Source organism: Bartonella sp. CM86QHHN (assembly GCF_042194695.1).
GTDB lineage: Bacteria > Pseudomonadota > Alphaproteobacteria > Rhizobiales > Rhizobiaceae > Bartonella.
Genome location: NZ_JBHIND010000029.1, coordinates 1 through 1,355 on the forward strand (window position 1 = coordinate 1; position 1,355 = coordinate 1,355).

The following is a 1,355-nucleotide window of genomic DNA, read 5'->3' on the forward strand; positions in this document are numbered from 1 at the left end:
TGTACCTTTATGACGCCTCACCTCTTCAAAATACACCGCGTCAATTTGACCTGCTGTCTGCTTTATTTCTGATAGCCATTGTTTAAAACGCAAATAACGCATTCCACCGCCTTCAAAACGGCGTGATTGAAAATTCACGGTACCACTGAACATGTCACCACTTGCACCACGTATCGCCCACCCTGTTTTGGTACCTAGATCAAAACAAAGAATCGTGTTATTCACCGCGCCTCTCCATACAAAACGTATTTTATAAAATTACTGTTTTCCCAAAGCGGAGGAGAAAGAGATATGAGAAATATGCAAGAAAATTTTGTAGAATTAACTGACATTACAATTAACATGAACAATAAATTGAATAACATTGAAACAGAACTCGCAACATTCAAAAGACAAAGTATATTGAAAAAAGACCTTCCCCAAATGATAAGAAATTCCTTAGAAACTTTGTGGACAGAAAACATAGCAGAAGGTTTAGGACCAAAGATGAAAGTTGAGATCTTTAATCTTAAACCTGAAGATCTATCACCAGAAGGTATTCTCATAGAATTTTCCATCAAAAACCCCACAGACCGACCAATGAAAATGAACTATATACGAATAGATGAAAATAGCCCTTTCGAATTCGTTCAAGCATTCTATCCAACTCCTTATCCATACTCTCAAAGCTCTCCAAGAAGCATTCTTAAAACATCTCCCAAATGTATCGATTTAATAACTCCCGTTACAACAAATCCTGTCATCCAAAACAACGTATTAGAAAGAGGAATTGACCTATTTACAGTGAATGGTGGGGATAGTTTTCAATGGGAATTAAAAATTCGCTCCATAGAAACAGAAAATCATGATAAACTATCCGTTCCGATCTTTATCTTAGAACATACTTCATCATATGACCCACATAAAACACTTGAAGTTCGCTTTTGGCCCAGCTTTTTTCGAAAATTAAGTCATCAACGATGATAATCTTATAAGATTGGGAATTAGGTTTTACTTATCTTCTCACCTATTAAGGTGAGAAGATAAAAGTATTTATTAGTTTGTTCTTTTTCATGAATCATAACCTCCAAAGGTTCCTATAACTCTTCTTTCTTGTACTTTCTTTTTCAACTCTTCAATTGACATATTTAACTTTACAATTAATATATCTTTTTCCTTCAGTTCTGTTTTGAGCTCTTGTTCTCTATTGCGATAGAGCAAAACAAAAAAGAACATAGCGATAACACAAAAGAACATAACCGCATTGGTAGTAAAAAACGTAATAATTGCTACTAAACTCATCTTTCTCTCCTCACTTACCCTTCTTCTTACTCTTCTTATTCTTATGAAGCGGCGCTTTTACTGCTTCATCACGC

The 1,355-nt window shown here is 35.0% G+C and carries 2 protein-coding genes and 1 pseudogene; 1 reads left to right on the forward strand and 2 read right to left on the reverse strand.

Annotated features, from left to right (window positions below; all coding sequences use genetic code 11):
- Positions 1-225: pseudogene (locus tag ACFIKX_RS02855) on the reverse strand (hypothetical protein); the annotation flags it as partial.
- Positions 226-291: 66 nt separating this feature from the next.
- Between ACFIKX_RS02855 and ACFIKX_RS02860 the strand changes: the two are divergent.
- Entirely contained in the window at positions 292-963 is a 672-nt protein-coding gene (locus tag ACFIKX_RS02860; RefSeq protein ID WP_375627818.1) for a hypothetical protein, read from the forward strand.
- Between the two features lie 87 nt (positions 964-1,050).
- On the opposite strand, the gene ACFIKX_RS02865 is transcribed toward ACFIKX_RS02860, so the two are convergent.
- Positions 1,051-1,281 (reverse strand): hypothetical protein, encoded by a 231-nt coding sequence (locus ACFIKX_RS02865; RefSeq protein WP_208434686.1) that lies wholly within the window; start codon positions 1,279-1,281, stop codon positions 1,051-1,053.
- Positions 1,282-1,355 lie beyond the last annotated feature (74 nt).